Here is a 26917-nt window from a genome sequence, read left to right on the forward strand (position 1 = left end):
ACCAATCACTACCTCTACAACGTACTTACTCTGTAGGCCTGACAGCTGGTGGCCGAAAAATCCGCCACACCCGCTGCAACTTTTCTTTGGGCAGGATCACCAACAAGTTACCGGCAAGCACCAGGGATACGCCCGCAATTGCCTCAACCGTCCAGATGTAATTCTCAAAAACCGTTGACAGCGCAAGCGCTACAATTGGGAAGAGCACCATGCAGTAGGCCGCACGCTCCGGCCCTATCCGCCCGAGCAACGTAAGGAAACTGCCAAAACCAAGAACAGAGCCGATCAAAGCCAGGTAGACCAAAGAGCCGGTGTAGCTCCAAGTGGCCTCAAAAACGAATGCCTCACCCCTGCCCCAGGCAATGAGCGCCAGCAAAAGAGCGCCGTAAGCCATACTGTAGGCGTTGGTTTGCATAACAGGTAGTTTCGATGCCTGGTTGCGGGCAGAGAGCATGTTGCCGAAGGATGTGATGAAGGTTCCTGCCAAGCTGAGAATGATGGCACGTAAGGTGGCACCATCGGCGTCCAGCGCGCGAACCTCCGGCAAAAACACCAGGATAATCCCCACAAGCCCAAGCGCCGCGCCCCCAATCACTGCACGGGGCATTCGATTGCCGAAGAACAGAGCGCCGTTGATGATATTCATCACAATAATTGTGGAAAACACCACGGCAATTAATCCGCTGGTGATATCTGCAGCCGCCTGATAAACCAGCATGTAATTGAAGCCAAATAGCATCAGCCCCTGACCTGCCATCCAGAGATGCTGCCGGAAACCAAATCGCATATTTCGTCGGGTCAGGCTGCACCAAAGCATCAGCACCAGCGCAGACAGCCCAAATCGATAGGCAATGGACACATCGCCCGGTACTTCACCCAATTGCAGAGGGATCGCTATAAACGTCGAGCCCCAGATCAACACGGTCGACAAATAGAGTACAAAAGTGTTCGTCAGCATAGGTAAAGCAGCCTTCAGCCGTGATCAGAAACCGGCTACGCCTTACTCGCCACCGATCCACAATTGAGCGAACTCATTGTCCTACTTATAGTTATCTTGCTCAACAGTTTTATACCAATGTATAGAGGCAAAAACCCGGGGAAGGAATCACATCAGGAGAGGTTTCGGGGCACGAAACATCGAGCCCCGGCAGGTGTTACTCGGGCTTGTAAAGACGCTGAATACTGGAGAAATCCAGTGTTCCATTGCCCTGTTCTGCATGAATGGAAAACAGATTACGGGCAAGAGAACCCATGGGGATAGCCGCCTGATTCTTTACGGCGTTATCGAAGGCCAAGCCAAGATCCTTGTTCATCAGGTTGACCAAAAAGCCTCCTTGGTAGTCACGGGATGCAGGTACACCATCCATCACGCCTGGCCAGGGGTTGTAAACATTCAACGCCCAGTTTCCGCCCGAACTCTGCTTCATAACTTCGGAGAGAACCGCAGGGTCCAGGCCGTTTTTCACACCCAGCGCCAATGCTTCACTGGTGCCTGCCATCAAAATGGCAAGCAGCATGTTATTGCAAATTTTCGCGACCTGACCAGCACCATGATCGCCAGCATGGAAGATGTTCTTGCCCATGGCTTCCAGAATCGGCTTTGCTTTAGTAAAGGTCTCTTCATCGCCGCCACAAATGAAGGTCAGTGTGCCCGCTGTCGCACCACCTACACCACCGGAAACAGGCGCATCGAGGAATGGAATACGCTTGGTCTCAGCCTGTTCCGCGACACTGCGAGCCGTTTCTGGCGAGATGGTGGATGAGTCGATAACCATCGTGCCCTCGGGTAGAGCCGCCAGCAACCCATCTTCACCCAGATACACAGCCTCAACGTGCTTGCCTGCCGGTAGCATGGTGATCACGCACTCAACTCCTTTGGCCGCTTCGTGGGCTGTGTCTGCCGTTTTGGCACCTTCTGATACCAGCGCGGCTACCGCATCTTTTGACAGATCAAAAACGGTTACTTCGTGCCCGGCTTTCACAAGGTTGCTGGCCATGGGGCCACCCATGTTGCCCAAGCCTATGAAGGTAATCGTTGCCATAATCATCCCCTTGTTTTTGTGTTCGGTTGAGTCGGCCGCCACTACTCAGGCGGCCGGTCAGGCTATTTTTGGAAAAAGCTGTCAATCCACTCGCTGTCCATTTCTTCCAGCGACGCGTAACGCCAGCGGGGCTGTCTGTCCTTGTCGATCAATAGCGCACGGACACCCTCGGCAAACTCGCCTTTAATCAGGCAGTTTTTAGAAAGTATGAGCTCCTTATCAAGCACTTCCCGAAGGCTATCCAGGCGGCAGTTTTGCAGGTGCTGCCAGCACAGAGCCAAAGACGTTGGCGATGCAAACGCCAGAGGCTTGGTTGATTTGGCCAACCAGCCGTCACCGCCGGCCAGTTCTTTCATCTGTGCAACCATTTTGGCCAGATTGTCGGCATCGGTTACACGATTGATCTCATCGAAGTGAGCCCGCACCTGAGATTCCGGCAAGGCATCAGCACTTTGGTCTTCATGCTTTCTAAGCACACTACCCACGACAGCAAATGCATCTTCGCCCTGCCAGTTGTGCGCCGTTAAATCCGCGACCACGGCTGCTTTAACTTCATGCCTGATAAAGCGATCGGCAAGGCCCACAAAGATGGCGTCAGCGGCATTCATGCGAGCGCCGGTCAACCCCAAAAACAGGCCGGTGCGCCCTGGTGTGCGGTTCAGGAACCAGCCTGCGGCTACATCCGGGTAGAGCCCTATACTACTCTCTGGCATTGCCAGCATAGAGGCTTCCGTAACAATCCGATGGGATGCGCCGGCCATGATGCCGATACCGCCACCCATAACGATCCCGTGGCCCCAACATACAACCGGCTTGGGATAGGAGTGGATCATATAGTCCAGCTCATACTCTTCCGTAAAGAAGGTCTCTCCCGCGCTGGCACCGCCGCCACTCTTGGGCTCGGTCATGCTCCGGTAGAGCGCCACAATGTCACCGCCAGCACAAAACGCCTTGTCGCCTTCGGCTTCAATCCAGACAGCGCGAACGCGATCGTCCTCAGCCCAGCTTTTGAGCTGAGGCGTCAGCATCCGGATCATCTCAAGAGACAGTGCGTTCAGCGCTTTTGGCGTATTCAGCCTGGCCACAGCAATTACTGCGCCGTCGGCGGCCTTCCGCTCTTCAAAGACAACCGGCTGGTTACTTTCTACAGATTGTTGATGACTCATAACAATTCCTTGAACCCTATGCCTCAGGGATTAAAAGGCTTTTAGCGGTTTTTCCATCCCGGCTTACGTTTTTCCAGGAAGGCATTCACGCCTTCTTTCTGGTCTTCGGTGGAAAACAGCTCAACAAAAAGTTCACGCTCCATGCGCCAGCTGTCGGAATGGCTGCGGCCATCGCGGGAGCTCATCACCAGCGTTTTGCAGCGGGCAACGGAAGACGGGCTCTGCTTGCAGGCCATTTCAGCCAATTCCAGGGCCTTTTCCAGGCCTTTGCCACTGGGGACCACTTCCTCAACCAGGCCGATCTGCAAAGCCTTGTCGGCCTTCACTCTCTCGCCACACAGAATCATGCGCTTGGCCCAGCCTTCGCCCACAATCCAGGGCAGGTTCTGGGTTCCGCCAGCACAGGGCAGCAAGCCAACCGTCGCTTCTGGCAAAGCCATCTGCGCATGCTCTTCGGCAATACGGATATCGCAGGCTAGGGCGCACTCAAGCCCGCCGCCCATGGCGTAGCCGTTAATCGCAGCGATGGATACACCACGGAACGCGGTCAATACCGCAAATGCCTCACCAAAGAGCTGAGCCATTTCATTGGCACGGGCCTTATCGCCATCGGCAAAGGTTTTCAGGTCAGCACCGGCGGAGAAAAACTTCTCGCCTTGCCCGGTCAGAACCAATGCAAAAATATTCTTGTCCTCATTAAGCTCACGGACGATGTTTGTCAGCGCAGCCAAAGAATCCACTGTCCAGGTATTGGCCGGTGGATTGTTGATGGTCAGTATTGCAATGTGTTCGCGTTTCTCGAGCTGAATCAGATCGCTCATCATCCTTCTCCTGTTATTTTTGCGATTTATTGAATGGCCTCGGCCACACCGTCATCCAACAAGCGACGGGCAATAATCAGACGCATAATTTCGTTGGTACCTTCCAGAATCTGGTGCACACGCAGGTCGCGCAGGAAGCGCTCCAGAGGGTACTCCCGTATATAACCGTAGCCTCCGTGCAACTGCAGTGCATCATTCACCACTTCAAAGCAGGCATCAGTTGCGAAACGCTTCGCCATGGCGCAGTGCAATGTAGCTTCAGAATCGCCGGTATCCAGTTTATAGGCACCAAGACGAACCATCTGCCGGGCTGCCACCAGATTGGTTGCCATATCTGCCAGTTTGAATTGCAACGCCTGGAAAGCGGCCAAAGGCTTTCCGAACTGTTGCCGTTCGTGCATATAGTTGCGGGCTCTCACCAGCGCAGCTTGGGCACCACCCAAAGAACAAGTGGCAATGTTAAGGCGCCCACCATCAAGGCCCTTCATGGCAATGGCGAACCCGTCGCCTTCTTCACCCACACGATTGGTGACCGGAACACGTACATTTTCAAGGTTAACGGTACGAGTTGGCTGGCTGTGCCAGCCCATTTTCTCTTCGTTCTTGCCGTAGGTGATACCTTCCGCGTTGGCCGGGATCACAAAGGTGGAAATACCCTTGGCGCCTGAATCTGCCGCACCCGTGCGCGCCATCAACACAAGAATGTCCGTCTCACCGGCACCGGAGATAAACATCTTGCTGCCATTGATCACATAATCATCGCCATCTCGCACAGCTTTAGTGCGCAAACTGGCCGCGTCAGAACCCGCACCGGGTTCCGTCAGGCAGTAAGATGCCAGCAGCTCCCCGCTGGCCAGTTTCGGCACCAATTCCTGTTTAAGGTCATCGGGCGCGAAGCTCGCAACCATCCAGGTCGCCATATTATGAATCGTGATAAATGCAGCCGTTGAAGGGCAGGCAGAGGCCAGTTCTTCAACAATCACAGAGGTATCCAGCCGGGAAAGGCCCATGCCGCCAAGCGCCTCCGGGGTATAAATGCCCATAAAGCCCATTTCGCCAGCTTCTTTCAGAACGCTTACCGGGAAAATATGCTCGTCATCCCACTTGGCTGCGTGGGGTGCCATGGCTTTTTCAGCAAAGGCTCGAGCGGCCTCGCGGAACGCCAACTGGTCTTCAGTGAGGTTAAAATTCATCGTTTCTCTCCAAGTTCTGCGCGTTCTGCACGTTCTCCAGATTAACCTGGCTCAAGTGTGCTTGTTCACTCGGGATAAAAAAAGGGGCCGGAAACACGTTCCGACCCAAACCAACCCACCTTCAAAACAGTTAACGCAGCTGGATAGAGAAGTTCGCCTCAGATGATGTTGCCTCACTGGAGAACCAACGGGAGGTAACCGTTTTAGTCTCAGTGTAGAAGCGAATGGCCTGCTTGCCGTATGCGTGCTGATCACCGTAGAAAGAGCCTTTCCAGCCGGTGAATGAGAAGAACGGCAGGGGCACAGGAATGGGAATATTTACACCCACCTGCCCCACTTCAATTTCATGCTGAAACTTACGGGCCGCGCCGCCGGAGGCAGTAAAGATCGATACACCATTACCGTATGGGCTCTTGTTAATCAGCTCGATGGCGTCTTCCAGGCTGTCCTCTTCCATGCAGGCCAACACAGGGCCGAAGATTTCTTCGTTGTAGATGTCCATTTCGGTGGTCACGCCGGTAAACAGTGTAGGGCCAACCCAGTTGCCATCGGGCAGTCCGTCTACAGTGCAGCCACGACCATCCAGAAGCAGGTTCGCACCCTGGGCCTCACCCGTGGCAATAAGTGCTTCAACACGCTCTTTCGCCTTGGGGGAAATGACTGGTCCATAGCTGGCACCGGAGTCGTTCCAGGCACCCGGGCGAATCTTCGCCATGGCTTCTTTCAATTCAGGAATCCAGGATTGGGCTTCACCCACAAACACGGCCACGGAGATAGCCATGCAACGCTGACCAGCTGCACCTACAGAGGCGCCAACCAGAGCATTGATTACCTGCTGTTTATCAGCATCCGGCATGATCACCATGTGATTTTTGGCGCCAGCAAAGCTCTGAACGCGCTTCATGTGGCGGGTACCGGTTTCGTAGATATAACGGCCCACAGGCACAGAGCCCACAAACGATATGGCTTTAATGGCAGGGTCAGTAAGCAGAACATCCACCTGTTCCTTGCCGCCATGAACAACCTGCAACACGCCCTTGGGGGCACCAGCCTCTTCAAACAGCTCAGCAAGTCGCATCGGAGTCAGCGGATCCTGCTCGGAAGGCTTGAGAATAAATGTGTTGCCGCAGGCGATAGCGAGGGGGAACATCCAAAGTGGGATCATCGCTGGAAAGTTGAACGGCGTAATACCTGCACAAACACCCAGTGGCTGGATCCAGGAGTGGGTATCGACTGTACGCGCTACGTTTTCAACCGTCTCACCCATCATCATGGAAGGGATGTTGGCCGCATGCTCAACCACTTCAATACCGCGCCACACATCACCTTTGGCATCATCGAAGGTTTTACCGGTTTCCTGAGAAAGAATTTCTGCAATTTCGTCGTGATGTTCTTTCAGCAGAGCCTGGTAACGCATCATCACGCGGGCACGCTCAGAGACCGGAACCTCTTTCCAGGTTTTGAACATCTCGCCAGCCGTATCGATTGCCTTACGCATTTCAGCATCGGTTGCGCATGGAACCCGGGCGATCACTTCGTTATTGGCCGGATTGGTCACATCAATCCATTCGTTGGTCTGGCTCTGAACAAATTCACCAGCAAGGTACAGTGGAACGTTTTTCATGTCGGTATCCCTGTTTGTTGTTGTGCGAGAGGCTGGCCAAAATCAGGATCACTTTGGCTATGTATGGATAGACCTTAGCACGCCCATCAGCACTTGGTGATTGACTAAATTTCGACCTTGATGGACTATCTTTCGATTACAAGATGGTGAGCAGCAGTAACAATCATGATTCAAACCTCCCAGTGGCCAGTGCCCAAAGACAGCATTCGCTATGTGGTGCCTGCCTCTATTATCAGTCTTTTGTCTGAGCACCCACTTACGCGTGATCTCTACCCGTTGGCCTTCGGCCATTACCGCCGAGCCACGGGACACCACATGCACCGGGAGAATCACCGCGACAATCTTTTGATTTACTGTACCGATGGCCGGGCATTCCTGAACGTAAAAGGTGTGCCCTACACACTGGAGGCAGGAGACCTTCTCTTGCTGCCTGCGGGCGCCAGCCATCGCTACACAACAGATCCGGATAATCCCTGGACGATCCACTGGGTTCACTACACCGGGCCGCTGTCAAACGAGTTCCATAAGTACATGGGGTTTGATGATTCAACACCTGTCCGTCATCTGGGGCGCCAACCCAGGCTCTTAGTGGATTTTAATGGCTTGCTCTCCGTTCGGCAGACTGGCTTCCGTGCACAGGGGCTGATTCATGCTGCCAATCGACTAAGGCAACTGCTTGCTGCAATCCCCATCAGCATCGATGAAACAAGCCATGAACGAAAAAGCGAACTGGATACCATCAACAACTATATGCACGAGCATCTGGACAAGCGCATCACCCTGGAGCAACTAGCGGATCTTGCCGGGCTATCTCCCACGCACTTCGCCACTCGCTACAAAGAGCAGACCGGAACCTCTCCCATTCAGCACTTTTTGCACCTCAAGGTAGAACGCGCCTGCCAGATGCTGGACACCACAAACCTGAGTTTTGCCGAAATAAGCCATCGCCTGGGCTATGACGACGCTTATTATTTCTCCCGACTGTTCAAGAAAGTAATGGGGCAATCGCCCAGAGACTACAGGCATACACCAAGGCACTAACAATGAATTGGCACGGCACAACAGGCCAGTTACTGCCTTGCCGCCATCTACGACTTTTGTTGGAGTAACGAAACCGCTAGTCTTCGGAACAAAGACACAATAAAGAGCACACGAAATGGCTACGCATACATTTGAAATTGATGAAACCTTCAATGTACCCCGCAGCAGGGTGTTTGCCCTGTTTGCCGACCACCAAAGCTTCGGAAAGCTACTGGGCGCACCCGTAAAGCGCATCAAAAACAGCGGCCAGGCCGACCCTAACGGCTTGGGTTCTGTGCGTAAGGTTGGCATTGGCCCTTTTGGCCTGGAAGAAACCGTCACCAGCTTCGAACCGGACATACTGATTGAATACACAATCACCAGCATGAGCCCGATTCGCAATCACCTGGGCCGGATTCGCTTTGAGGATACGCCGGAAGGTTACACCCGCGTGCGCTACCGGATTACCTTTGAAGACCGCGTTCCCTACACAGGCAAACTGCTTAGCGCTGGTCTGGAGAATGCCATACGCCGCGGCATGAAGAAGGTACCAAGGCTGGCCTGAGCCGCTTTATTCAAGCGAAACAAATCGTTACTTGATGGATATCAGATAATTGACCTGAGGCAATTGTTGTTATCCATCAATTTTGTACTCTCCGCGCAACTTGCAATATCCGGCGATATAGCCGGCCTTCCTTTACTGCGGAGATCAAGATGGCGAACGAGCCGATTGTCCTGTTCGATAACGGGCATCATAAGTGCCTGATGTTTGATTCCCTGGTCACCGGAGAAGGTGTCCAGTCCAATCAGTTCCTGCTAGTCGATGGCAAACACGAGGCCCTGATTGATCCGGGCGGCGACCTTACCTACACACCCCTTGCGGTCGCGGCCTCCAAGTTTATGAACATAAAGGACATGGATTTTGTGTTCGCATCTCACCAGGACCCAGACATAATTGGCGCCATCGACCGCTGGATAGTCCATACCAATGCGAAAATTGTGACATCCAAACTGTGGGCAAGGTTCCTCCCTCACCTGGTGTCCAGCTATGTCACCAACCAGCTGAGCGGAAGCGTTTATGATCGCATTGTCAGCATTCCGGATTCGGGCGCCAACGTAAGGTTCGGGGATTCCTACCTGCAGTGCCTGCCAGCCCACTTCATGCACTCGGTAGGGAACCTGCAGTTTTATGATCCCGTCTCGAAAATTCTGTTTTCAGGCGATCTCGGAGCGTCCATGGGCGCAGACGATGACCATCTGCCCGTAAAGGATTTCGACCAACATATTCCTCACATGATGGGATTCCATCGGCGCTATATTGCTTCAAACAAGGTCTGCCGACTTTGGGCCAATATGATCCGGGATATGGACGTTGAAATGATCGTACCTCAGCATGGAAAGCGCTTCGAAGGGCCTGCGATGATTGACCGCTTCCTGACCTGGGTAAGCAATGTTGAATGTGGTATCGACCTGATGGTGCAGGACAACTATCGTGCCCCTGTTGACTACATCTAAGCGCCAAACGGGTAACCTGAGGGACAGGTCCGTCAAATAGACCTGTCCCAAACTGCTATTCTTGCGTAAAATCCCACCTTTTCCCCAGCAAGTATGAGGCAGCGCAAAAAATGGGCAGAGCCTATCAAAACCGCAAAGAATCCATGGCCAAAACGGCGGCGGCCAAAACCAAGGTGTATAGCAAGTACGGGCGCGAAATTTACATGTCGGCCAAGTCTGGCGGTATAGACCCCCAGGCCAACCTGTCTCTGCGAGGGCTGATTGAGCGCGCGAAGAAAGATCAGGTTCCTTCCCATGTTATTGAAAAGGCGATTGATAAAGCCAAGGGCGGCGCAGGCGAAGACTACTCAACCGCTCGCTATGAAGGCTACGGCCCTGGCAACTGCATGGTCATCGTTGACTGCCTGACCGACAACCCGAACCGCACTTTTGGTGATGTTCGACTGGCCTTCACCAAAACCAAATGCAAGATCGGTACGCCCGGCACCGTCGCTCACATGTTCGATCACTGCGCCATTTTCGTTTTCAAAGGTGAAGACGAAGACGCCGTGCTCGAGGCGCTGATGGAAGCCGATGTCGACGTTACCGACATTGAAAACGAAGAAGGCCAGATCACAGTATTCACACCAAACACGGAATACGCCAAAGCTCGCCAGGCGCTGACAGAAGCCTTTGCCGATATCGACTTTGAAGTTGACGAAATTCAGTTCCTGCCTAAAACCACCACACCAGTGGAAGGCGATGATATCCCGTTGTTCGAGAAGTTTTGCGACATGCTGAACGAACTGGATGACGTGCAAAACATATTCCACAACGCAGAATTGCCAGAACAGTGAGCCAGCCAAAGCCACGAGTGGCCATTCTCAAAACCGGTAGCACCTACCCATCCATCGAAGAACAGTTCGGTGACTTTGAGCAATGGTTCCTGCGCGGGTTATCGCCTGATCTTGACGTTACCGTATTTAATGCTCAGGCTGATGAGCTACCGAGCGATCCAGCCGACTGGGATGGTGTTGTAGTAACAGGCTCTCCCGCCATGGTCAGCGATCGCGAACCCTGGAGCGAACGAGCTGCTCAATGGGTGTTACGGGTGGTTGATATGAACATCCCCATGCTCGGCGTATGCTACGGGCACCAGCTACTCGCCCATGCCCTGGGCGGTGAAGTAGGCTACCACCCAGAAGGCCGCGAAAGTGGAACCAGAAGGGTCGAACTGCTTGCCAGCGCCCAGGATGATCCTCTGTTCCGCGACATGCCAAGAGTATTCAGTGCACAACTCACTCACATGCAGTCGGTACTGAGCCTGCCCCCAGGCGCTGTTTTACTGGGCCGCAATGAGTTTGAGCCGCATCAGGCTTTTCGGTTTGGCGAGCGCGCCTGGGGCGTGCAGTTTCATCCGGAGTTTTCCAGCGCTGTGATGAAAGCCTACCTCACCGTTCAAGCGCCCGCTTTGGAGCAGGAAGGGCTTGACCCACAAGCCATGATTAACTCGGTTGAAGATGCACCGGAAGCCTCTGGGCTGCTGGAGCGCTTCTCTAGATTGGTAAAACACAACCACGCAGGTTAAATCTGCACCGGGCTGCTTATGGCATTGAAGGTATTGCTCGCATTCGTAGTTCTGACACTGGTGGGTGTGGGTTTGTTTCATTCTTACAAACCCCTGCCTCCCGGTATCAGCCATAATGGCGACACACACCCTCTCAATGACGCAATCCTGCTAAAGGATTCGACCAATCATCACAACAATGGCTCAGAAACCCGCGACCACGAAATATTCGACGAAATCCTGCGCCTCATCGGCCAGGCCCAGTCCTTCATTCTGGTCGACATGTTTCTTTTCAACAGCAGCAGTCCTGAAGGCGTGGAGCACCGTCACCTTTCCGAGCAGCTAACCCATGCCCTGATCAACCGGAAGACAAAACTGCCGGAGCTGGAGATTATTGTTATCTCTGACCCCCTGAACACCCTTTACGGTGGCTCAGAGTCACCCTGGTTTCAGGCGCTTCGGCAGGCTGGCATTTCCGTAACAGAAACCAACTTGCGCCCGCTTCGCGACAGCAATCCAGCATGGTCTGCCATCTGGCGGGTCTGCTGTCAGTGGTTTGGCAACAACTCTGAAGGTGGCTGGCTGCCAAATGCCTTGGGCACACAGCCAGTTACTGTTCGCAGCTACCTTGCCTTGCCCAACTTCAAAGCAAACCACCGCAAGGTTCTGGTTACTGATGAAGGGGATAAGCTACGCGCCCTGATAACATCTGCCAACCCTCATGATGGCAGTAGCCGGCACAGCAACATTGCCATTAGCTTTACTGGCCCTGCGGTTGCTGATGTTCTGAAAAGTGAGCAGGCGGTTCTGGCCATGGCATCTCAGTACAACCCAGTACTGGACGCACTGATTAGCCGGACAAGTTCACAACTATCGACGGCTGAGTCGGCTGATAGTGCGACTGGCTCCGTTGCAATCAAAACAGAATCGGCCATTCGGGATACCGCGCTCGAAATGATCGCCAAGGCCCAAAGCGGCAGCCGCCTGGACCTCGCCTTCTTCTACCTCTCGCATCGCGGAGTAGTCACTGCCCTGCTTGACGCGCATGATCGTGGTGTACAGGTGCGGGTGCTTCTCGATGCCAATAACGAAGCATTCGGCCATCAGAAGAGTGGCATACCGAACCGCCAGGTTGCCCTGGAACTTCACAAAGCCGGCATCCCTGTGCGCTGGTGCAACACCTTTGGGGAGCAGTGTCACAGCAAATTGTTAATGCTCCGCCCCTTGGCAGGCTCCACCGAACTTCTTCTGGGTTCCGCCAACTTTACCCGGCGCAATCTTGATGACCTAAACCTGGAAACCAATGCCTGGGTAGCCGTACCAGCAGATTCGGAAGTGGCTACGAAAGCCGCTGGCTTCTTTGAAACTCAGTGGCAATCGGGCCCAGGTAGTGATCCGGTACTTAGTCTGCCCTATGAGCGCTGGGCTGATAACTCCCGCCTACGCTACTGGCGCTACCGCTTGATGGAAGCCACCGGGCTGTCTACTTTTTAAATCAACCTCTCTGCCCGGCACCTTCGTTACCGAATGTCTCCCTATGCCTTCTGCTTATGCCATCAGGTTTGGTTTTTATCTGGCCTCCATCTAAGCTGGTGCATATCAAAATCCACAATAACAAGGAGATACAGCATTCTCAACAGAGCTGCCATGGTGTTTGAAGGCCAAATCAGCGCCGGTCTGGTGAACATTTTTTGTTCCCTCCGGCGGATGCCTGGGGCGATGCCTGGACCAACCTCCTGCAACCCTTCCGGGCTCTGCCTGTACTGGCAATTTTCGGGCTCAAGGCGAAAGACATCATGGGATATTGCCTGATGTTACTGGTCATCACGGGCGTGATCATCAGCGTGGGGCTTACATGGCTTTAAAAACAGAAAACCCACCGGGGGCAAGGTGCCCCCGGTATCTATAGCGGTTTATAGAATAGCGCCACATCCTTGCACGGCACCGTCATAGCCCACCCCATACGCTGAGCAATAACGTTTAAGGTGGCTTCCCGATAGAATACAACGTGCGTGGGGTCCCTCCGATAATGCCACCGGTCAAATTGGTCATCACTGGTCTGAAAGCAGGTCATTATGCCCAACCAGCCCCCAGGCTTTAACAATCCATTCAGTTGGCTGAACACCTTGGCGGGGTAATGTAAATGCTCCACAACCTCTGTGCAGGTAATGAAATCATACTGACGGCTGAGGGCTGATTCGGCTGGGTAGAAAAATGGATCGTAGAGCTCCACACCCATACCCGCCTCCCGCATCATTTCTGCAAGCGCAGGGCCCGGACCACAGCCGAAATCCAAACCGCAAGCCCCTGGCTGGATGCAAGCAAGCATGGGCAGGGCAAGTTTTTCAAGAAAAGACCGGTACCCTGTGTCATCCGGATCGTTGTTGTGAAGGTTATAAACGGCACGCTCTTCTTCCGGCGTAAGCCAGTTTACCTGGGCCATAAGGGTTGCCTTGCAATATGGACAACGCAGATATTCCTTGCCCGCCACAACCCTGAACCGCGCCAACAAGGCCTTCTCACAAACCGTGCATGTAGCATTTACGCCCGGACTGACTTTCGAATTTCCCTCGGATACCACCGTCATTTTCTGCAAATGCACCCCAACTCAGTAAGCTCAAACCTGACAAATGTTTCATTGTCATTTCCGGCCATGATGGCCATTTCGTGACAGACCCCCAAAATACCGCCAGCGCCGCACGCCTATACTGCCAGCCAAGGAAACCCTGCAGTAACGGATTTTCGAAACTAATAACAATCGTAAATCATGACGATGTTAAGGGCTATGCTCGCCCCAGGGACAGGAATATGGACATTTCAAATAGTATGGCTCTTCAGGTGCCACTGATTTCTGCACGCTATGCTCGTCGTTTCATGGAATTCATGGAGCGACGAGGGGTAAAGCGGGCGGTCCTTCTCAGCGACACCAGCATAACCGACTCCATGCTCAATGATCCGGACGCAAGCATAAGCATGCAGCAGATAACGTCAGCACTGCAAAAAGCCGACTGGCTGATGAACGATGAACGGGCGGCTTTCCAGTTTGGGCAACAGTTGGATCTACCAAGCCATGGTCTGCTGGGCTTTGCAGTGCTTGGCCAAGACAACCCCCGGCAGCTCATCAGTATGATCGTGCAATATCTCCGGGTAGGGCTCCCACTTATGGACATGGAGCTGCACTCTACCGGATCAACCTTCCACATCCGACTGCTCGATACCTGGGGGCTTGGTGAGCTGGCTCCCTGCGTCACGAAAATGTACATGGGCAGCATTCATCGCGTATCTGCAGAAGTCTGCGATCATTTCAATTTCCAGTTTGCTTTTTCCTCTAACCGCGACACCAGCTCATGGCAATCACTCGCGCCAGACTGCGAGTTCCACTTTGATGCGCCATATAACCAGATTTCCATGGCGCTGAAGGGACAGCCTACCCAAAAGGACACTGTCAGCCTGAGGTTTCTGCTTGCTCGCAGTCGCAACGCCAAAAAAGAAAAAGCCGGGCTGGCTGATGAAACACTGATGCAGGTTCGAGACATGGTTATGAGCCAGCCAGGCCGATCCTGCACCACCGCAAACATTGCCCGGCGCCTGGATATCAGCACTCGCACCTTGCGCCAACATCTTGCCAGTGCAGGTACGTCATTTCGTGAAGTCAGAAATGAAATTCGTGAAAACTTCGCAACTCTTTATCTGAACGACACCAATGTGCCATTGGAATCCATTGCCGAAAAACTCGGGTTCAGCGATCAGGCAAGTTTTACCAAGGCCTACCGCGCCTGGACTGGCAAGACTCCCGGCGACGTGCGAAAACAATCCCGTAAAACAACCTGACCCCTGACAAAAAAGACGTGACCGGAGCAATTTGAAGCCGGTCACGGTTTCAACATTCTCCGCACCTTCTCTCCGCTTTGAACAAAGACCATGCCGGGAACGGCAATGACCCCTGGCCACCTTCAAAGGCCTAATGCTCGGGCACACTTGCGTTTAAACGCGTGGCAAAAGGGTATTTTGCATGTCCGATCGAGCAGTCCTTAGTCGGTGCAGTCTGCGCGCCCTCCTATAACAACGATGCTTTACAGAGGACGAACTCATGAAACTCAGGAACTCCATCCCCCGCGGTCGCGTGCTTGCACCCGCCCTGGCGGCTGCGGCATTAATGTCCGGCGCCGGGAGCGCTATCGCTGCCCCGGTCTCCACAAATCTCCAATTCAGCTGCCCATTTCCACTCATAGGCGAACAGCCCATCAGTGCCGAAATCACCGCCGATATTCCAACAAACGCAGTCGTGGGCACTCCTTTGCCCGCCTTTGCGGTAACGGCAATGACACTGGTAAACGAAGATTCCCGCACCGGTCTCAAACTGGTTGGTTCAGAAACCGTTGAAGGCACAGCGGTAAATACCAATCAGATTATTACCGCTGGTCGCACGGTCGAGCAAACTGTCACTCTGACAATTCCCCCAAGCCCCATCCCGTCAGCATCCGGCCCATTCACTGTTCCGGCCAATGGCCAAGCTCCGGAATTCACCTTTACCGACCAGGACGTTGGTAACGCGGAAATCCGCGTTGGCGGCCTCACGCTGAATCTGGTGGCTCGCACCGCCAGCGGTGACATTGCACCGGCTCCAATTGGCGAAATCACAACAAACTGTACCCTGCTGGCAGGTCAGGACAACCTGCTGCAAACAGTGACCGTGGAAAATGACACTGTCGAAACACCACGCCTTGCCGTAAATCGCACCGACGTAGCCTTTGGCAACGTGCAGGCGGGTCTTACAAAAGATGAAACCGTTACACTGAGCAATACTGGTAATGCCGCACTGGGCATCAACAGCATCTCGATTGCTGGTACAAACGCCAGTGCATTCATGCAAAGCAACAGCTGTAATACCATCGCAGCCGGTGCAAGCTGTAACGTAAACGTTACCTATATTCCAGACGGCGAAGGCCCACAGAGTGCAACTCTGACCATTAACTCAACCGACGCGGACAACAGTTCTGTCGACGTTGCACTGACTGGCCGCAGTGTTCTTGCACCGGTTCCTGAAATTGCTGTAACACCCGGTTCTGTAGATCTTGGCCGGATTCAGCTGGGCCAGAGCAAATCTGCTCAGGTCACCATCTCCAACAACGGCACCGACACCCTCCTTATCAACAGCATCAACGTTGCAGGCCAAGACGCTAGCGAGTTCCTGCAGACCAATAACTGCACCACGGTCGCACCTGCACAGACCTGCGCCATCGATGTTGGCTTCACAGCCGCTTCCGCAGGCGTGCGCAATGCACAGCTGGTGATTTCTTCCAGCGATCCTGAAAACGCGGAGGTCTCAGTGGCCCTGACCGCTGAAGGCTATGAAGCACCTACGAATGAACTCGAGCTGTTATTGAGCCTTGCAGGTTCTACCTACATTAAATCCTCAGACAGCAGCCTGCCTTTGACCGGCAGCATCGCAACACTTCTGGAATTGGCTAGCGGTACCTTCGAAGCCGATCTTAACGTTGACCCCACTGTTGGTCACTTCTCAATCAAACTTCTGTTCAGTCGCCTGAAAGCGACAGCCAACGTAGAGTTCCAGCAGTCTGAAATGACCACTGGCAGCCTGGTAAACGGCAAGCTGACCGCCAACTCCCACCTGTTTATCAAGGTGCCCAAGGTTCAACTCAAACTGTTCGGCCTTCCCATCAAAGTTGGTGGCGGCGATCAGTGCCAGTCAATCCAGCCTGTGGATATCACCTTGACGTCCAAAGATGGCTCTAACTTCTCGCCTGCAACTGGCGGTGAAGTAAGCGGCGTTTATGACCTGCCACCACTGGAAAACTGTGGTCTTCTGACAAGCGTTCTTAACCAGTTCCTGACTGGTTCCGGCAACACCATCGTCTTGACGTTGACTCCGGAACTGTAAGGAAAAGAGGGCTGATTGAACAAAGCCCCAACAGGTCAGCCGGCATAAAAACCGGCTGACCTACATAACAAAAGCAAAAAAGGAATAATTATGAAAAGCCTGAAGAAATCAGTACTGGTGCTGGCAATTTCAAGTCTGTCGCTCGCGGCGCACGCGGAATTAAAGCCCCTTGAAGACACCCACATGGGTAACATCACCGGCCAGGCCGGTGTCACCATTGAGCTGGAAACCCAGGTCAATATTGGAGAGTTCCGCTATACGGATGAAGGCTCACTGTCCGTAAAAGACATTTTCATTGGCGGTGCTGATCGCACAGACATGTTTGCTGAATTTACAGATCCCGGAATCCGGAATCTGTTGTTTGGCCAGTCCAGCACCCTGATTGACAACATCAAGGTAGAAATTGACATTGCAGATGATGGTGACGCGCTCATCAACGTATTCCCATTGGTTGCTGCGCCGATCGATTTCTCTGTAACCACTGGCGAATGGTCACTACAGGGACACACTGATTCCACCCTGCTGGCCAACAACTTTGCCATGGACGGCATCCTGACGGAGCTGAGAATTCGCATCGACACAGCAACCGACAAGATGAACGTGCAAACCATGTTTGCCATAGACGACCTGGATGTCGATATCCCGTTTCTGGCTCTTGGCATTCGTGATATGCGCGTGACCGGCGCTGATTTCGATCCAAACAACCCGCTTATCACCCGTCTTGGCGCGAAAGTGGATTTGGATATCTACAACGGTGCACGGGCCAACGGCAGTTCAGCTTTGGCAATTGATCTGAATACCTTTGAGGCTGACATAACCATCGGGCAGGTGCTCGTAGGCGGCACCTCGATAGGTTCAGTTGCTCTGGACAACCTCGCAATCCAGAACACATCCATGCGGATATACGGGCACTGAAAAAATGGCCTCCGGTTTACCGGAGGCCATCAACTGCGTATGCCCCGGAGTTCTTATAGCGTTTCAGTGATTGAGAAAATGCCTCCAGAAACTCTGATGATGTTCCCGGACTGAAAACCAGGTAAACCGGCCCTCCACTGACGGGCTTCTCCGACGCCCTGATCTGATGCGTAATGCCCAGTCGCTCCCCCTGCCCCCGAACAACATTCCGATTTGCCAGCATTGCATCAATACGTCCTAGCAAAAGCATCTTGAGCCCAGACTCAATAGTTGGCATATCCACTTGCTCAAAATGAGTGGCGGCCCTGACTTCAGATGAATAAACATAGCCGGGAGACACACCAACATTCATACCTCTCAGGGAATCCAGACCCTCATACTCAAAACCTCTTTCCTTCAGCGTGTATACCGCCGTTTCACTAACCAGAAGAGCTTCTTCCGGAAAACGAAAGATTTTCTCCCGCTCATCCGTTATGCCTATACCAATAATACCGTCACGCGAATTTTCTGATACCAGGCGCTGAGCCCGTTTCCAGGGAACGAAATCCAGCTTTACATCATATCCCATGCTTTCAAGCACATCCCTCGATATGTCCCAGAGCACACCGCTTGGCCCCTGTGGAGTATCATCAATCAATCCAGGCCATTCCTCCGTTACCAGGTGAATCGTCTGCGCGGAGGCTGGAAGAGCAAGCAGCAGAACCAGACCTGCGAAAGCTTTTCGCAGGCGCACTGCCCACGGCAAGAGAAAATACTGGGTATGATTCATTGATGCCTACGCCCTCAGGGCTGATAAATACGTGTAAAAATAATGACAGACTGAACTATAAAGCGCCAACCGGTGGGCTGCGAGACAGCCAGCCGCCTGCTATGATGCCCCGTCTCAGCCTCACAACCGGACAATAAATGACCAGCAATCATTCCACGCGCCTTAATAAATACATCAGCGAAAGCGGCATGTGTTCACGCCGGGAAGCGGATCGTTACATTGAACAGGGCAATGTCTACATCAATGGCAAGCGCGCCAGCGTGGGCGACCAAGTATCACCCGGCGACACGGTAAGAGTTAATGGCCAGGTGATTGAGCCTCGGGCGGAAGAAGATCTGGTATTCATCGCTCTCAATAAGCCGGTGGGGATCGTCAGCACAACCGATGATGCGGAAAAACACAACATCCAGCGCTTTGTTGGTCACAGTACGCGCATTTTTCCAATCGGACGCCTCGACAAAGATTCACAGGGGCTGATTTTCATGACCAGCAACGGGGATCTGGTTAACAAAATCCTCCGCGCCGGCAACAATCACGAAAAAGAGTATGTAGTCACCGTTGATAAACCCATCACCGCGGCGTTCATAAAAGGCATGTCCGGAGGTGTACCCATCCTCGGCACTATGACCAAAAAGTGCAAAGTGGTTCAAGAAAGCCGTTTTGTATTTCGCATCATACTGGTGCAGGGGCTGAACCGGCAGATTCGAAGAATGAGTGAACATTTCGGGTTTGAAGTAACCCGGCTTGAACGTGTTCGTATTATGAACGTCAATCTCAAGGGGTTGGCAGTGGGTCAGTGGCGGGATCTTACAGAGAAAGAACTGTCGGGCCTATACGATGCCATACGGGATTCTTCGTCTGATGGCGCGCCAGCCAAGCCCGCCGCCAGGAAAAAGGCGACTGGCAAACCCAAGGGTTCCCCGCGCCCGCCTGCACCCGGGCCAAAAACTGGCCAGCGGGATAGCAATACAGGCAGAAAAAAAACCGGGCCTTCGAACACAAGGCCCTCTGCAGGAAAAAAACCTGTGTCGTCAAAGCGCCCCAAAGCCGGAAAGCCACGGCAGCGCAGTGTTAAGCGATGATCGCCAAGCACGAAATGGCGGCTGCATCAGCGAAGATTTAACCAAATCAATGCCAGGACAGCCATTGTCAGCAAAAACCAGCGGGCATAAGAGTCCGGCTTACCCTCAACGGTTTCCGTGGCAGGAACGGCCTGACCATTTGCTTCATACTCTGCAATCACCTGCCGGGCCGGATAAAGATCCTCATCATCTACATGCACATTGCTAAAACCCGCTGCACCAATCTCACCCATTGCACCCTGCAGATAAAGCCCGCCCACATGGGTTTTAATGCCGCTGGCGTTCAGTAACCCGGCAACGATATGCGCTTCTGTGATGTCCTTGGCACGATAGGCTATTTGCATCGCCCTTCTCCTTCTGTGAAATTTGGGGGCATCAACCGCAAAAATCTGCGATGCTTTATACTCAAAGCATAGTGTGCCCGGCCCATCCGGGCCAACTCTCAGGATACGGGCTACTCATGTTCTGGATTATCGCCACTGTCGTTCTGTTTATTGTTGCACTGACCTTTCTTCTTTTCCGCATAGAGGACCTTTCCCACCTGGACAAGGAAACCTATTCAGTAAGGGCAACAAGCCCCAGTGCAGAGAACCAGAATGTTTTGGAGCGATTGAAGGAGATGCGCAGAGCTGGTATCGGGCTTCGCGGCAAAGCAAGACTCATGGCACTTCGTAAACATCTGGACAGCCTGAGTGATGGCCTTGAACTTACATCAGAATTTCGGCGATGCGATAACCCTCGCGGCGAATGGGTGATCGCGCCGGGTTGTGATACCCGCAGGCGCATTCTCTACATCCATGGCGGTGCATGGGCAGCCGGGAGCTCCCGAAGCCACAGGGCCATTACCAATCGGCTGTCCCACATAGCCAATGCAGCCGTCTTTGCCGTGGATTACCGCCTGATGCCAGAGCATCGTTTTATGGATGGTGTGCGTGATTGTCGTGAAGCCTACACCTGGCTGGTCGATAACGGCCCGGAGGGTGCTGGGGAGGCATCATTCATTCTGGTGGCGGGAGACTCTGCGGGTGGCAGCCATACACTTGGCCTGCTGGCCTGGATTCGTGACAGCGGCCTGCGCCAGGCAAACGGCGCCGTGGCGTTTTCACCGTCCACAGATCTCACTCTTTCAGCACCGAGCAACCGTAACAATATCTCTACAGATCCTATGCTGGGGCCTGTTTTTGGCGGTCTGTCGAAGATTCCAAAGCCGGTTATCTGGTGGGCAACACTGGCGGCTTTCCGTATTTCACCAACCAGTCCTGTTGCATCACCCCTGCTGGGTAATCTTGCTGATTTGCCCCCTATACTGATCCAGGCCAGTACGTCCGAGATGCTACTGGACAACGCCCGGCGATACGCCGCCAAAGCAAACGCTGCAGGCTCACAGGTGGAACTGCACACCTGGTCGGACATGGTTCACGTATGGCAGATTTTTACACCCGTGCTACCAGAGGCTGAAGAGGCCTTTGCAGACGTAGAGGCCTTTATCAAGAAGATTGAAGCCGTCAACCGCGAATCAGAGATGACTCACACCTGAACCTTGCCGCGCAGTGCTTTGGTTTTGCCTTTTTGAGTTTTTTTATCCACTCGTTTGCGCTGGGCAGATTTGGATGGCCGGGTAGCACGGCGCACTTTCTGTACCTTGACTGCCTCCTGAATCAGCTCTTTCAGGCGCTCAAGCGCATCTTCCTTATTCAGCTCCAGTGTACGAAACGACTGGGCTTTAATAATGATCACACCTTCCTTGCTGATGCGCTGGTCCTGCAGCGCCATGAGGCGCTCCTTGTAAAACGGCGGCAGTGCAGAGTTCGGCACATCAAAGCGCAGGTGCACCGCCGAAGCCACTTTATTTACATTCTGCCCACCGGGACCCTGAGACCGAATCTGGGTAATCTCAATTTCCCATTCAGCAATTTCGACAGCATTTGATAGTTTCAACATGCCGCAAGGATACCAAATCGTGCAAACCGTAACCTGACATAACTGCAGTTCGGTAATAAAGTAGGTTCAAAGAACGATTGCTCAGGTATTTGTATGTCTCAGGTTTTCAGGTTTGGCTTTATTATTTTTCTTTCCTCCCTGTTTCTTGGTGGTTGCGCCAGCAACCAGGCTCTGCAATCCGGCAATGCTTCAGCACAATACTCATCACCCGAGTTCATACCGGGTAATGCGAAAGCTGAAAAGCTGTGGCAAGCCTTCGAACGCTACCAGGGAGCGCCGTATCAATACGGCGGCACCACTGCGCAAGGGTTCGACTGTTCAGGTTTTATAACAACGGCCTATCGTGAGAGTTTGGGGCAAACCCTGCCGCGCACAACCTCGAAAATGCTGAGCTATGGCGATGTCGTTCATCCGGGAGACGTTGAACCTGGTGATATCGTGTTCTTCAGAATCGCGGGGAAAGACCAGCACGCTGGCATTTATATGGGCGATAACCGCTTCATCCATGCATCAACGTCGTCCGGCGTCATCATGTCGAATCTGAATGGGTATTACTGGAAAGATCGCTTCTCAGGCGCTCGGCGGTTTGACTAGGACTTCCTGATTATGGCTCCAGGCTGCCATTGAGAGCCAGTTGAAGAGCAATGGCAGCCATCATCACACCAATAACGCCATCAATAACTCGCCAAACCAGTGGGCGAGAGAGGACAGGCGCCATTGCTGACCCACCCCAAGCCAACAAGCCGAACCAAAGAACAGACGCACTGCTGGCGCCCGCTAAAAAAGCGGCTGCGCTTGGCTGCTGGGCACCCACTGCGGGCACTAACAGTAAAGTATCAAGATATACATGAGGGTTAAGCAGGGTAACCGCCAGGGTGGTGAGCAACACGCCTTTCACACTTCGGCGCGAAACCTCTCTGGCCTCAAGCGTTGCCCTGCCCCGACTGGCGCGAACAAAGGCTTGTACCGCAAGCCAGCCAAGAAAAACCACGCCAAACCAGCGCAGAACCTCCAGCGCCTGAGGCATGGCCATTAAGGCAGCACTAACTCCGAACATACCAAGGGTGAAAAGGGTGATATCTGCGGTCATGCACACACCGGCCGCCCACCAATGGTGCTCTCGCCGGATAGCCTGACTTAGCACATAGGCATTCTGTGCACCGATCGCAACAATAAGCCCGCCACCGACTATTAAGCCCGTAAGATAACTTTCAACCACAGGTTTTCACTCCAAATTTTATGCCGCAAGAATAGCCGCTTCTCCGTATACTTGAAATTCATATTCATAATGCTGCATTAATTTCTCTTATGATCGATTACAAATTACTGGATGCCCTCGCAACAGTTATCGAAACAGGCGGTTTTGAACGGGCAGGTGTCGTGCTTGGCCTGAGCCAGTCCGCTATTTCACAGCGCATCCGAACTCTGGAGATCCGGATCGGACAACCGGTTCTATTACGCAGCCCTGTTCCAAGAGCCACGCCTGCCGGGCAGCGGCTGCTAAATCACGTTCAGCAGGTTCAACTACTTGAAAGGGATCTGGCAAAATCCCTTCCATCGCTTCCCGAACCGACAGCTCGATTACGCATCGCCCTGAATGCTGACAGCCTCGCAACCTGGTGGGCCAGCGCCATCGGCGAATTCTGTCGGGGCGAAGCATTGTTGCTGGATATGGTCATTGAAGATCAGGACATAGCACTGCGCCGCATGCGTGAAGGTGATGTGGTCGCATGCCTGTGCAGCAATTCACAACCCGTACCCGGGGCTCGCTGCGTTCCGCTTGGCAAAATGTCCTATCTGCCTCTGGCAACACCTTCATATAAAGCACAGCATTTCAGTCAGGGCTTTAATGAGCAGAGCCTTCAATCAGCACCGGCAATTGTATTCGGGCCAAACGATCAGCTACAGCATCGGTTTTTGGCTCAGAGTGGCTACCATGGCGCCTTCCCCTATCATTTATGCCCGTCTTCAGAAGGTTTTGTGAAACTGGCTCTGGCAGGCATGGGTTACGGCATGATTCCGGAGATTCAGGCAAAGCCTGACATCGAGGCAGGGCGCCTTATCAGTATTGCTCCCGGTCAATCACTGGAAGTAACCTTGTACTGGCACTTCTGGCGTCATAGCGGGGGTGTTATCGAGCGGCTGACGGCAGCATTGAAAGCGGCACGCTCTTAATCTCTCGAGTGCAGGCTTATGCCAAACCACTCAGGAAACCGAAGCAGACAGAACAGCGCTACCATGTCGTAAACGCCGTGCCAGATCATAACCAAAAGGATGCTGTCCGTCATCGCATAAGCCAGGCCCAAAACCAGCCCAAGGACGGTAGCCACAATAAAGTAAGTGAAGGATATGTAGTGGACCAGGCCAAAGAGTACTGACGCTATCAGCACGGCAGGTATAGCGCCTGCGCTTGTGGCGAGCCAGCCTTGCAAGGCTCCCCTGAACAAGAGTTCCTCCCCCACCCCGGCAAACACCGAAAGCAGAAACAGAACGAACCATGAATACCCTGACGCAAACCGGTGCAAGCCGTGCATTTGGCGTTCGAAATTGCCCGGGAACAGACCTGGAATCTGACTGACCAGCAACAATGCGCCGTAGGTGCAAAGCGCACCCAGTACTCCATAAAATACGCTTGGCAGAATCCCGGTACCAAACGTCTGAATCGGGATATCGGCGACCAGAATCACCAACAACCCAGCAACCCCTATCCCACCCTGAAACATCAGGGCGGAAACAGGAGAAACTTTCGCGCGATTGTGTTTCGTCACCGCCGATTACTTTTCAAAAAGCCCCTTCACCGGGAACAGGTCATCGTATTGTGGCGCCTGCTTCTGGGCCTTAGCCTGGAAGGTTTTCATCATATCGGTGGGTCTGAACATTCCTGCCTGCCAGGTTGCCATGTACTTCAGGCTATCAGCGACCGTATGGTCACGGCTGTAGTTCAGCATTTCTTTACAGCCGGTAACCGCCAGCGGTGAATTAGCCGCAATTTGAGAAGCAATATCCATAACGCCTGCAATCAGTGCTTCCTGATCAGTGAAAACAGCATTCACAAACCCCAGCCCTTTGGCTTCCTGCGCGGTAAACTTGCGACCGGTGTAGGCCAGTTCACGCACAACGCCTTCCGGCATCAATTTGGGCAACCGCTGCAGAGTGCCCACATCGGCGGTCATCCCCAGTTCGGTTTCCTTGATAGTGAAATATGCATCTTCCGTGCAGTAACGGCTATCTGCCGCACATACCAAATCCAGAGCACCACCGATACAGCCTCCATGAATAGCGGCAAGCACTGGTAAACGAACATTTTCCAGCGACGTGAGAGTATCCTGAAGCTGCATAACAACCCGGCGCAGATTCTCTGCCATTCGGCCAGGATCACCGCTCATAGGCACTGCCTTGGAGTCTGTAAAAACACCAAGATCCATGCCGGCTGAAAAGTGCTTCCCCGTGGACGACACTACAATTACCCGGGCATCAGTGTTCGCTTCGATGTCCTGCATGCACTTGGGCAGCTCAAGCCAAAAGGCCTTGTTCATGGAGTTCAGTGCTTCGGGGCGACTGAACTGCACATGGGCAATCTTGTTTTCGACACTGACAGAAAAACTTTCGTAGGTAGATAGCTCAGACAAGGCGGAAACTCCTTTGTTAATTGATTGATATTTCAAATTGCTGAGGCAAACATACCTCATGTTGCTGAAAATGTCGGGTTTATGCGTACAAGAAAGTCCTTTGCTTTTCATCGACCAGCAGGTACAGTGGCCCTCGTTGGAAAGATTTAGCAAAGCACTTCATCAATATGACGCATTCCAGTAGTTGTACGTCCTGTTTTTGATCACGCCCGTTGTTTGTTTCCGCATACCGCTGACCAGCCATCAAAATGATGATCTGGCGGCACTTTAAAAGATTGAAATCAGGATTATATTATGTCTACTGTTACCGGTACTGTTAAGTTTTTCAACGAAGCAAAAGGTTTTGGCTTTATCACTCGTGAAGGCGGCCCCGACGTATTTGTTCACTACAGCGCTATTCAGGGCGGCGGCTTCAAGACTCTGGCTGAAGGCCAGCAAGTTGACTTCACCGTGACTCAGGGCCAGAAAGGTCCTCAGGCTGAGAACGTTGTTGCTGTTTAATTAACAGTCAGCGTTAAAAAAAGGCGGCTTCGGCTGCCTTTTTTGTTGCCCGAATTTTTTTACCGCTGCAGCTCTCCCTCCTGCTCTACACGATTTCGTCCTCCAGCCTTGCCGCGATATAACGCCCGATCTGCACGGCTTATCACAGATGCCAGATCGTCATTTGCACAGACCTCGCTCACACCAACGCTGATAGTTACATCAATCGACTCACCTGTAGCCTGCTTCCAGTCATTACTGCGGAGTGCAACTCTGATCCTCTCGGCACTAGCCAGTGCACTTTCAATTTTGGTATCCGGAAGAATAACCAGAAATTCCTCGCCTCCCCAGCGTGCAGCAATATCCTGGACTCTCAGCTGTGCCGGGATTAACCGCCCGATTTCAGTCAGAATCGCGTCACCCGTCCCATGGCCAAACTGATCGTTGAATGACTTGAAGTGATCCACATCAAGCAGCATGAATGCGACAGGGTGCCCCACCCTGCGAAAGCGTGCGATTTCATTTTCAGCCAGGTCGCTTCCATGGCGACGATTTAAAAGCCCAGTTAGCGAATCAACCGTGGCCAGCCTCTGGAGTTTGCGCTGTGCTGAAACCACCATCCTCATATAAAAGAATGACAGGTAAGCAAACATCGCAAATACAACACTAAGATTGAACAAGTGAACGCCGAGCAAAGCGCCTGAAGGTATTGGCTGGAAGGGCTCCATGAACCACATAAGAATATCGAGCCCTATGTAGTAACCCCACAACACGACTATCAAGGAAATAATAGTACCCGGGCGCACCGAGCTGATACACACGGTAGGGATAAACATTAGCAAATAGTAGTGAAAGCCACTCTCCCATCCGATCATCAGGGTTCCAAGTGCGGAGTGGATAATGACCTCTGACCAGATAAGCGCAATCGCAAGGCGGTTCTGCCTGCGATTGATCGCATAATACGCAGCCGTATACATAGCCACGCTGGCAACGTTTATCCACGCCAGGATAGGTGACCCGAGAAAAAGAAACAGGAAGAAAAAAGATATATCGATGGTCGCGGCAAGCTGACATACCCGGCGTGTAACTCGCCAGAACTTCACCCCTCGCTCACGCCGCGATGCGGACGTGACAGCACCACTGTGGTCAGCCATAAACTGCAAAATCCCTAACTATTAAACAATCTGTCCGGCCCCAGATTTTGCCGTTAAAGCTGCAGCAAGCGCACTCAAAGCTTTGAGCCTGGCTATGACCTTGTAGCCCATGACTTTA

The 26917-nt window shown here is 53.0% G+C and carries 28 protein-coding genes and 1 pseudogene; 15 read left to right on the forward strand and 14 right to left on the reverse strand.

Going from position 1 to position 26917, the window contains the following annotated elements; genetic code table 11:
* Window positions 1-25: 25 nt before the first annotated feature.
* The 6 genes from RKA07_RS16535 to RKA07_RS16560 all read right to left on the reverse strand — a co-directional run bounded on the left by RKA07_RS16535 (window position 26) and on the right by RKA07_RS16560 (window position 6846).
* Window positions 26-958: a DMT family transporter gene (locus RKA07_RS16535; RefSeq protein ID WP_310966863.1), complete on the reverse strand. Its 933-nt coding sequence runs from the start codon at window positions 956-958 to the stop codon at window positions 26-28.
* Between the two features lie 196 nt (window positions 959-1154).
* On the reverse strand, window positions 1155-2042 hold the full coding sequence (gene mmsB / locus RKA07_RS16540; RefSeq protein WP_310966864.1) for a 3-hydroxyisobutyrate dehydrogenase: 888 nt from the start codon (window positions 2040-2042) through the stop codon (window positions 1155-1157).
* A gap of 62 nt (window positions 2043-2104) precedes the next feature.
* Window positions 2105-3208 (reverse strand): enoyl-CoA hydratase/isomerase family protein, encoded by a 1104-nt coding sequence (locus RKA07_RS16545; RefSeq protein WP_310966865.1) that lies wholly within the window; start codon window positions 3206-3208, stop codon window positions 2105-2107.
* 41 nt (window positions 3209-3249) lie between these two features.
* Window positions 3250-4029: an enoyl-CoA hydratase gene (locus RKA07_RS16550; protein WP_310966866.1), complete on the reverse strand. Its 780-nt coding sequence runs from the start codon at window positions 4027-4029 to the stop codon at window positions 3250-3252.
* Between the two features lie 26 nt (window positions 4030-4055).
* Window positions 4056-5222, reverse strand: coding sequence for an acyl-CoA dehydrogenase family protein (locus RKA07_RS16555; RefSeq protein ID WP_200370089.1), 1167 nt, complete (start codon window positions 5220-5222; stop codon window positions 4056-4058).
* A gap of 130 nt (window positions 5223-5352) precedes the next feature.
* On the reverse strand, window positions 5353-6846 hold the full coding sequence (locus tag RKA07_RS16560) for a CoA-acylating methylmalonate-semialdehyde dehydrogenase (RefSeq protein WP_200370090.1): 1494 nt from the start codon (window positions 6844-6846) through the stop codon (window positions 5353-5355).
* A 165-nt stretch (window positions 6847-7011) separates the two neighbouring features.
* On the opposite strand from RKA07_RS16560, the gene RKA07_RS16565 reads away from it, so the two are divergent.
* From RKA07_RS16565 to RKA07_RS16595, 7 genes and pseudogenes are all read left to right on the forward strand, one after another.
* Window positions 7012-7887, forward strand: a complete 876-nt coding sequence (locus tag RKA07_RS16565; protein ID WP_200201829.1) for an AraC family transcriptional regulator — start codon at window positions 7012-7014, stop codon at window positions 7885-7887.
* A 115-nt stretch (window positions 7888-8002) separates the two neighbouring features.
* On the forward strand, window positions 8003-8431 hold the full coding sequence (locus tag RKA07_RS16570; RefSeq protein WP_200370092.1) for an SRPBCC family protein: 429 nt from the start codon (window positions 8003-8005) through the stop codon (window positions 8429-8431).
* A gap of 149 nt (window positions 8432-8580) precedes the next feature.
* Complete coding sequence (locus tag RKA07_RS16575) at window positions 8581-9381, forward strand: oxygen-binding di-iron domain-containing protein (protein ID WP_200201831.1); 801 nt, start codon at window positions 8581-8583, stop codon at window positions 9379-9381.
* Between the two features lie 110 nt (window positions 9382-9491).
* Window positions 9492-10217 (forward strand): YebC/PmpR family DNA-binding transcriptional regulator, encoded by a 726-nt coding sequence (locus RKA07_RS16580; RefSeq protein WP_200201832.1) that lies wholly within the window; start codon window positions 9492-9494, stop codon window positions 10215-10217.
* Window positions 10214-10948 (forward strand): glutamine amidotransferase, encoded by a 735-nt coding sequence (locus tag RKA07_RS16585; RefSeq protein ID WP_310966867.1) that lies wholly within the window; start codon window positions 10214-10216, stop codon window positions 10946-10948. Before RKA07_RS16580 ends, RKA07_RS16585 begins: the two co-directional genes overlap by 4 nt.
* Before the next feature lie 18 nt (window positions 10949-10966).
* Window positions 10967-12421, forward strand: coding sequence for a phospholipase D family protein (locus RKA07_RS16590; protein ID WP_310966868.1), 1455 nt, complete (start codon window positions 10967-10969; stop codon window positions 12419-12421).
* Window positions 12422-12630: 209 nt separating this feature from the next.
* Window positions 12631-12792: pseudogene (locus tag RKA07_RS16595) on the forward strand (TIGR00366 family protein); the annotation flags it as partial.
* Window positions 12793-12830: 38 nt separating this feature from the next.
* Here RKA07_RS16595 and RKA07_RS16600 read toward each other — a convergent pair.
* Window positions 12831-13370: a class I SAM-dependent methyltransferase gene (locus RKA07_RS16600; RefSeq protein ID WP_310966869.1), complete on the reverse strand. Its 540-nt coding sequence runs from the start codon at window positions 13368-13370 to the stop codon at window positions 12831-12833.
* Window positions 13371-13735: 365 nt separating this feature from the next.
* On the opposite strand from RKA07_RS16600, the gene RKA07_RS16605 reads away from it, so the two are divergent.
* From RKA07_RS16605 to RKA07_RS16615, 3 genes are all read left to right on the forward strand, one after another.
* Window positions 13736-14758: an AraC family transcriptional regulator gene (locus tag RKA07_RS16605; protein WP_310966870.1), complete on the forward strand. Its 1023-nt coding sequence runs from the start codon at window positions 13736-13738 to the stop codon at window positions 14756-14758.
* Between the two features lie 259 nt (window positions 14759-15017).
* Window positions 15018-16829 (forward strand): choice-of-anchor D domain-containing protein, encoded by a 1812-nt coding sequence (locus RKA07_RS16610; protein WP_310966871.1) that lies wholly within the window; start codon window positions 15018-15020, stop codon window positions 16827-16829.
* Between the two features lie 90 nt (window positions 16830-16919).
* Window positions 16920-17744 carry a DUF6160 family protein gene (locus RKA07_RS16615; protein ID WP_200201837.1) on the forward strand — a complete coding sequence of 275 codons (825 nt, stop codon included), beginning with the start codon at window positions 16920-16922 and terminating at the stop codon, window positions 17742-17744.
* Window positions 17745-17760: 16 nt separating this feature from the next.
* Here RKA07_RS16615 and RKA07_RS16620 read toward each other — a convergent pair whose 3' ends face one another.
* Window positions 17761-18513, reverse strand: coding sequence for a substrate-binding periplasmic protein (locus RKA07_RS16620; protein ID WP_310966872.1), 753 nt, complete (start codon window positions 18511-18513; stop codon window positions 17761-17763).
* Window positions 18514-18650: 137 nt separating this feature from the next.
* On the opposite strand from RKA07_RS16620, the gene rluF reads away from it, so the two are divergent.
* Window positions 18651-19595 carry a 23S rRNA pseudouridine(2604) synthase RluF gene (gene rluF / locus RKA07_RS16625; RefSeq protein ID WP_310966873.1) on the forward strand — a complete coding sequence of 315 codons (945 nt, stop codon included), beginning with the start codon at window positions 18651-18653 and terminating at the stop codon, window positions 19593-19595.
* A gap of 26 nt (window positions 19596-19621) precedes the next feature.
* Here rluF and RKA07_RS16630 read toward each other — a convergent pair whose 3' ends face one another.
* A complete protein-coding gene (locus RKA07_RS16630; RefSeq protein ID WP_200370098.1) occupies window positions 19622-19939 on the reverse strand; it encodes a putative signal transducing protein in 318 nt (105 codons plus the stop codon).
* Window positions 19940-20055: 116 nt separating this feature from the next.
* Between RKA07_RS16630 and RKA07_RS16635 the strand changes: the two genes are divergently transcribed.
* On the forward strand, window positions 20056-21132 hold the full coding sequence (locus RKA07_RS16635) for an alpha/beta hydrolase (protein WP_200370099.1): 1077 nt from the start codon (window positions 20056-20058) through the stop codon (window positions 21130-21132).
* Here RKA07_RS16635 and arfB read toward each other — a convergent pair.
* The gene (gene arfB, locus RKA07_RS16640) at window positions 21123-21536 is read right to left on the reverse strand and encodes an alternative ribosome rescue aminoacyl-tRNA hydrolase ArfB (RefSeq protein WP_200370100.1); all 414 of its coding nucleotides are present in this window, start codon (window positions 21534-21536) and stop codon (window positions 21123-21125) included. The genes RKA07_RS16635 and arfB overlap by 10 nt on opposite strands.
* A gap of 93 nt (window positions 21537-21629) precedes the next feature.
* On the opposite strand from arfB, the gene RKA07_RS16645 reads away from it, so the two are divergent.
* Window positions 21630-22130 (forward strand): C40 family peptidase, encoded by a 501-nt coding sequence (locus RKA07_RS16645; protein WP_200201843.1) that lies wholly within the window; start codon window positions 21630-21632, stop codon window positions 22128-22130.
* Window positions 22131-22140: 10 nt separating this feature from the next.
* Here the strand turns inward: RKA07_RS16645 and RKA07_RS16650 are convergent, their stop codons facing one another.
* Entirely contained in the window at window positions 22141-22755 is a 615-nt protein-coding gene (locus RKA07_RS16650; RefSeq protein WP_310966874.1) for a LysE/ArgO family amino acid transporter, read from the reverse strand.
* A gap of 89 nt (window positions 22756-22844) precedes the next feature.
* Here RKA07_RS16650 and RKA07_RS16655 point away from each other — a divergent pair, with 89 nt between their 5' ends.
* Complete coding sequence (locus RKA07_RS16655) at window positions 22845-23711, forward strand: LysR family transcriptional regulator ArgP (RefSeq protein ID WP_310966875.1); 867 nt, start codon at window positions 22845-22847, stop codon at window positions 23709-23711.
* Here RKA07_RS16655 and RKA07_RS16660 read toward each other — a convergent pair.
* Window positions 23708-24304: a CPBP family intramembrane glutamic endopeptidase gene (locus RKA07_RS16660; protein WP_310966876.1), complete on the reverse strand. Its 597-nt coding sequence runs from the start codon at window positions 24302-24304 to the stop codon at window positions 23708-23710. The two genes, RKA07_RS16655 and RKA07_RS16660, sit on opposite strands and share 4 nt — an antisense overlap.
* A 6-nt stretch (window positions 24305-24310) precedes the next feature.
* On the reverse strand, window positions 24311-25165 hold the full coding sequence (locus RKA07_RS16665) for a crotonase/enoyl-CoA hydratase family protein (protein ID WP_310966877.1): 855 nt from the start codon (window positions 25163-25165) through the stop codon (window positions 24311-24313).
* A 294-nt stretch (window positions 25166-25459) separates the two neighbouring features.
* On the opposite strand from RKA07_RS16665, the gene RKA07_RS16670 reads away from it, so the two are divergent.
* Window positions 25460-25666: a cold-shock protein gene (locus RKA07_RS16670; RefSeq protein ID WP_071266268.1), complete on the forward strand. Its 207-nt coding sequence runs from the start codon at window positions 25460-25462 to the stop codon at window positions 25664-25666.
* Between the two features lie 59 nt (window positions 25667-25725).
* Here RKA07_RS16670 and RKA07_RS16675 read toward each other — a convergent pair whose 3' ends face one another.
* A complete protein-coding gene (locus RKA07_RS16675) occupies window positions 25726-26799 on the reverse strand; it encodes a GGDEF domain-containing protein (protein WP_200370103.1) in 1074 nt (357 codons plus the stop codon).
* Window positions 26800-26917 lie beyond the last annotated feature (118 nt).

Origin of the sequence: Marinobacter xiaoshiensis, assembly GCF_031631795.1 — a bacterium.
Classification (GTDB): domain Bacteria; phylum Pseudomonadota; class Gammaproteobacteria; order Pseudomonadales; family Oleiphilaceae; genus Marinobacter; species Marinobacter xiaoshiensis.

What these genes read in the sequence shown, in the direction of transcription:
- RKA07_RS16535 (WP_310966863.1), bottom strand. Translation starts at nt 958, where the DNA reads ATGCTGACGAACACTTTTGTACTCTATTTGTCGACCGTGTTGATCTGG.
- mmsB (WP_310966864.1), bottom strand. Translation starts at nt 2,042, where the DNA reads ATGGCAACGATTACCTTCATAGGCTTGGGCAACATGGGTGGCCCCATG.
- RKA07_RS16545 (WP_310966865.1), bottom strand. Translation starts at nt 3,208, where the DNA reads ATGAGTCATCAACAATCTGTAGAAAGTAACCAGCCGGTTGTCTTTGAA.
- RKA07_RS16550 (WP_310966866.1), bottom strand. Translation starts at nt 4,029, where the DNA reads ATGAGCGATCTGATTCAGCTCGAGAAACGCGAACACATTGCAATACTG.
- RKA07_RS16555 (WP_200370089.1), bottom strand. Translation starts at nt 5,222, where the DNA reads ATGAATTTTAACCTCACTGAAGACCAGTTGGCGTTCCGCGAGGCCGCT.
- RKA07_RS16560 (WP_200370090.1), bottom strand. Translation starts at nt 6,846, where the DNA reads ATGAAAAACGTTCCACTGTACCTTGCTGGTGAATTTGTTCAGAGCCAG.
- RKA07_RS16565 (WP_200201829.1), top strand. Translation starts at nt 7,012, where the DNA reads ATGATTCAAACCTCCCAGTGGCCAGTGCCCAAAGACAGCATTCGCTAT.
- RKA07_RS16570 (WP_200370092.1), top strand. Translation starts at nt 8,003, where the DNA reads ATGGCTACGCATACATTTGAAATTGATGAAACCTTCAATGTACCCCGC.
- RKA07_RS16575 (WP_200201831.1), top strand. Translation starts at nt 8,581, where the DNA reads ATGGCGAACGAGCCGATTGTCCTGTTCGATAACGGGCATCATAAGTGC.
- RKA07_RS16580 (WP_200201832.1), top strand. Translation starts at nt 9,492, where the DNA reads ATGGGCAGAGCCTATCAAAACCGCAAAGAATCCATGGCCAAAACGGCG.
- RKA07_RS16590 (WP_310966868.1), top strand. Translation starts at nt 10,967, where the DNA reads ATGGCATTGAAGGTATTGCTCGCATTCGTAGTTCTGACACTGGTGGGT.
- RKA07_RS16600 (WP_310966869.1), bottom strand. Translation starts at nt 13,370, where the DNA reads ATGGCCCAGGTAAACTGGCTTACGCCGGAAGAAGAGCGTGCCGTTTAT.
- RKA07_RS16605 (WP_310966870.1), top strand. Translation starts at nt 13,736, where the DNA reads ATGGACATTTCAAATAGTATGGCTCTTCAGGTGCCACTGATTTCTGCA.
- RKA07_RS16610 (WP_310966871.1), top strand. Translation starts at nt 15,018, where the DNA reads ATGAAACTCAGGAACTCCATCCCCCGCGGTCGCGTGCTTGCACCCGCC.
- RKA07_RS16615 (WP_200201837.1), top strand. Translation starts at nt 16,920, where the DNA reads ATGAAAAGCCTGAAGAAATCAGTACTGGTGCTGGCAATTTCAAGTCTG.
- RKA07_RS16620 (WP_310966872.1), bottom strand. Translation starts at nt 18,513, where the DNA reads ATGAATCATACCCAGTATTTTCTCTTGCCGTGGGCAGTGCGCCTGCGA.
- rluF (WP_310966873.1), top strand. Translation starts at nt 18,651, where the DNA reads ATGACCAGCAATCATTCCACGCGCCTTAATAAATACATCAGCGAAAGC.
- RKA07_RS16630 (WP_200370098.1), bottom strand. Translation starts at nt 19,939, where the DNA reads ATGCAAATAGCCTATCGTGCCAAGGACATCACAGAAGCGCATATCGTT.
- RKA07_RS16635 (WP_200370099.1), top strand. Translation starts at nt 20,056, where the DNA reads ATGTTCTGGATTATCGCCACTGTCGTTCTGTTTATTGTTGCACTGACC.
- arfB (WP_200370100.1), bottom strand. Translation starts at nt 21,536, where the DNA reads ATGTTGAAACTATCAAATGCTGTCGAAATTGCTGAATGGGAAATTGAG.
- RKA07_RS16645 (WP_200201843.1), top strand. Translation starts at nt 21,630, where the DNA reads ATGTCTCAGGTTTTCAGGTTTGGCTTTATTATTTTTCTTTCCTCCCTG.
- RKA07_RS16655 (WP_310966875.1), top strand. Translation starts at nt 22,845, where the DNA reads ATGATCGATTACAAATTACTGGATGCCCTCGCAACAGTTATCGAAACA.
- RKA07_RS16670 (WP_071266268.1), top strand. Translation starts at nt 25,460, where the DNA reads ATGTCTACTGTTACCGGTACTGTTAAGTTTTTCAACGAAGCAAAAGGT.
- RKA07_RS16675 (WP_200370103.1), bottom strand. Translation starts at nt 26,799, where the DNA reads ATGGCTGACCACAGTGGTGCTGTCACGTCCGCATCGCGGCGTGAGCGA.